The 4,026-nt window shown below is 65.3% G+C and carries 1 protein-coding gene; it reads right to left on the reverse strand.

Annotated features, from left to right (window positions below; genetic code table 11):
• A partial coding sequence (locus IE125_RS13340; protein ID WP_194523953.1) for a cadherin-like domain-containing protein occupies positions 1–4,026 on the reverse strand: 4,026 nt, incomplete at both ends.

Consider the following 4,026-nt stretch of genomic DNA (forward strand, 5'->3'; position numbering starts at 1 on the left):
AGGCACCTGGCCAGTCAGGACCGTATTTTCTTCCGTCGTAGCCATCGCAGCCTGTGCCACCGGCGCATCGTTGGTGCCGGTCACCGTCACGGTCAGCGTCGAGGTGGCGGTGCCGCCCTGGCCATCGCTGACGGTGTAGCTGACTTGCGTGGTGTCGGTCTGACCTGCAGCCAGACGATCGAACGCCGTGCCGGGGTTGAAGTTGTAGCTGCCATCGGCGTTGAGGGTAAACGTGCCGCCGTTGCTGCCGGCGATCGCGGCGCCCACGCTTGACGCCGTGCCGTTGACCGCGCTGACACTGAGCGTACCGCAATCGACATCGCTATCGTTGGCCAGCACGCCGTTGGCGGCGTTGACGGTCAGGGCGGTGTTCTCGCCGGTGCTGCTGGTATCGGCCTTGGCGATCGGGGCGTCGTTGGTACCGGTGACGGTAATGGTGACCGTCTGCGGCACACTGACAACACCGTCGTTATCAGTGGCAGTGTAGGTGAACGTGACATCGCGGCTTTCGCCTGCGGCCAGCGCATCGAAGTCCGTGCCCGGCGTGAAGGTGTAGCTGCCATCACTGTTGAAGCTGAGGCTGCCGTTGCCTTGGCCGACGTCGGTGTCGAGCGCGTAACCCGCGATGGTGCCATCGACGTCAGTCGCGGCCGGGACTTGGCCAGTCAGGACCGTATTTTCTGCCGTCGTAGCCGTCGCAGCCTGTGCCACCGGCGCGTCGTTGGTGCCGGTCACCGTAATGGTGACGGTCTGCGGCGCACTCACACCGCCGTCATTATCCGTCGCGGTGTAGGTGAACGTGACGTCGCGGCTCTCGCCGGCGGCCAGCGCATCGAAATCGGTGCTCGGTGTGAAGGTGTAGGAACCGTCGGCATTGAAGGCCAGCGAGCCATTGCCCTGACCCACGTCGGTGTCGAGCGCGTAGCTGGCGATGGTGCCATCGACATCCGTCACCGCCGGGACCCGGCCGGTGAGAACCGAGTTCTCGCCGGTGGTTTGGGTATCCGCAACGACCACCGGCGCATCGTTGGTGCCGGTCACCGTAATGGTGACGGTCTGCGGCGCACCGACACCGCCGTCGTTATCGGTCGCGGTGTAGGTAAACGTGACTTCGCGGCTCTCGCCCGCGGCCAGCGCATCGAAGTCCGCACCCGGATCGAAGGTGTACGAACCGTCGGCATTGAAGGCCAGCGAGCCATTGCCCGCGCCGACATTCGTCGCCAGCTCGTAACCCGCAATCGTGCCGTCGACGTCAGTCGCTGCCGGGACCTGACCGGTGAGAACGGTGTTCTCGCCGGTGGTCTGGGTGTCGGCAACGGCCACCGGCGCATCGTTGGTGCCGGTCACCGTAATGGTCACGGTCTGCGGCGCACTGACTCCGCCGTCGTTATCCGTGGCGGTGTAGGTGAACGTAACGTCGCGACTCTCGCCGGCAGCCAGCGCGTCGAAGTCCGTGCCCGGATCGAAGGTGTACGAGCCGTCAGCATTGAAGGCCAGCGAGCCATTGCCCTGCCCCACGTCGGTATCGAGCGAGTAGCTGACAATCGTGCCGTCGATATCCGTTGCCGCCGGGACCTGACCAGTCAGGACCGTATTTTCTTTCATCGTAGCCGTCGCAGCCTGTGCCACCGGCGCGTCGTTGGTACCGGTCACCGTAATCGTGACCGTCTGCGGCGCACTCACACCGCCGTCGTTATCGGTGGCGGTGTAGGTGAACGTGACGTCGCGACTTTCGCCCGCGGCCAGGGCGTCGAAATCGGTGCCCGGTGTGAAGGTGTAGCTGCCGTCGCTGTTGAAGCTGAGGCTGCCATTGCCTTGGCCGACATCGGTGTCGAGCGCGTAGCTGGCAATCGTGCCGTCGACATCCGTCGCCGCCGGGACCTGACCGGTGAGAACGGTGTTCTCTTCTGTCGTAGCCGTCGCAGCCTGTGCCACCGGCGCGTCGTTGGTGCCGGTCACGGTGATCGTGACGGTCTGCGGCGCACTCACACCGCCGTCGTTGTCGGTCGCGGTGTAGGTGAACGTGACATCGCGGCTCTCGCCTGCGGCCAGCGCGTCGAAGTCCGTACCCGGTGTGAAGCTGTAGCTGCCGTCGCTGTTGAGGCTGAGGCTGCCGTTGCCGCTGCCCACGCCCGTGGCGAGCTGGTAGCTAGCAATGGTGCCGTCGACATCGGTCGCCGCCGGCACCTGGCCAGTCAGGACCGTATTTTCTTCCGTCGTAGCCGTCGCAGCCTGTGCCACCGGCGCATCGTTGGTGCCGGTCACCGTCACGGTCAGTGTCGAGGTGGCCGTACCGCCCTGCCCATCGCTGACGGTGTAGCTGACTTGCGTGGTGTCGGTCTGATCCGCAGCCAGGCGATCGAACGCGGTGCCAGGGTTGAAGCTGTAGCTGCCATCGGCGTTCAGGGTGAACGTGCCGCCGTTGGAGCCGGCGATCGCGGTACCCACGCTTGCGGCCGTGCCGTTGACCGCGCTAACGCTGAGCGTACCGCCATCGACATCGCTATCGTTGGCCAGCACGCCGTTGGCCGCAGTAACGGTCAGGGTGGTGTTCTCGCCGGTGCTGCTGGTATCGGCCTTGGCAATCGGGGCGTCGTTGGTGCCGGTCACGGTGATCGTGACTATCTGCGGCGCACTCACACCGCCGTCGTTATCGGTCGCGGTGTAGGTGAACGTGACATCGCGGCTCTCGCCCGCGGCCAGCGCGTCGAAGTCCGCACCCGGCGTAAAGGTGTAGCTGCCATCACTGTTGAAGCTGAGGCTGCCGTTGCCCTGTCCCACGTCGGTATCGAGGGAGTAGCTGGCAATGGTGCCGTCGACATCCGTCGCGGCCGGCACCTGGCCGGTGAGGACCGTGTTCTCTTCTGTCGTTGCCGTTGCAGCCTGTGCCACCGGCGCATCGTTGGTGCCGGTCACCGTAATCGTGACCGTCTGCGGTGCACTCACCCCACCATCGTTATCCGTGGCGGTGTAGCTGAACGTAACATCGCGGCTCTCGCCGGCAGCCAGGGCGTCGAAATCGGTGCCCGGTGTGAAGGTGTAGCTGCCATCGCTGTTGAAACTGAGGCTGCCGTTGCCCGTGCCGACATCAGTGTCGAGCGCGTAGCTGGCGATGGTGCCATCGACATCGGTCGCCGCCGGGACCTGACCGGTGAGGACCGTGTTCTCGCCGGTGGTCTGAGTATCAGCGACAGCCACCGGCGCATCGTTGATGCCGGTCACCGTAATGGCGACCGTCTGCGGCGCACTGACACCGCCGTCGTTGTCGGTCGCGGTGTAGGTGAACGTGACATCGCGGCTTTCGCCCGCGGCCAGCGCGTCGAAGTCCGTGCCCGGATCGAAGGTGTAGGAGCCGTCAGCGTTGAAGCTGAGGCTGCCATTGCCCTGACCGACGTCGGTGTCGAGCGCGTAGCTGGCGATGGTGCCATCGACATCGGTCGCCGCCGGGACCTGACCGGTGAGAACCGTGTTCTCGCCGGTGCTGCCGGTATCGGCCTTGGCCACCGGCGCGTCGTTGGTGCCTGTGACGGTGATGGTCAGCGTCGAGGTGGTCGTACCGCCCTGGCCGTCACTGACGGTGTAGCTGACCTGCGTGGTGTCGCTCTGACCTGCAGCCAGACGATCGAACGCCGTGCCGGGGTTGAAGCTGTAGCTGCCATCCGCGTTGAGCGTGAACGTGCCGCCATTGCTGCCGGCGATCGCGGTGCCCACGCTCGCGGCCGTGCCGTTGACCGCGCTGACGCTGAGCGTACCGCCATCGACATCGCTGTCGTTGGCCAGCACGCCGTTGGCGGCGGTGACGGTCAGAGTGGTGTTTTCACCGGTGCTGCCAGTATCGGCCTTGGCGATCGGCACGTCGTTGGTACCGGTCACGGTAATCGTGACGGTCTGCGGCGCGCTCACCCCACCATCGTTATCCATCGCGGTGTAGCTGAACGTAACATCGCGGCTCTCGCCGGCAGCCAGGGCGTCGAAATCGGTGCCCGGTGTGAAGGTGTAGCTGCCATCGCTGTTGAAACTGAGGCT

The organism is Salinicola rhizosphaerae, assembly GCF_014652715.1.
Classification (GTDB): Bacteria; Pseudomonadota; Gammaproteobacteria; order Pseudomonadales; family Halomonadaceae; genus Salinicola; species Salinicola rhizosphaerae.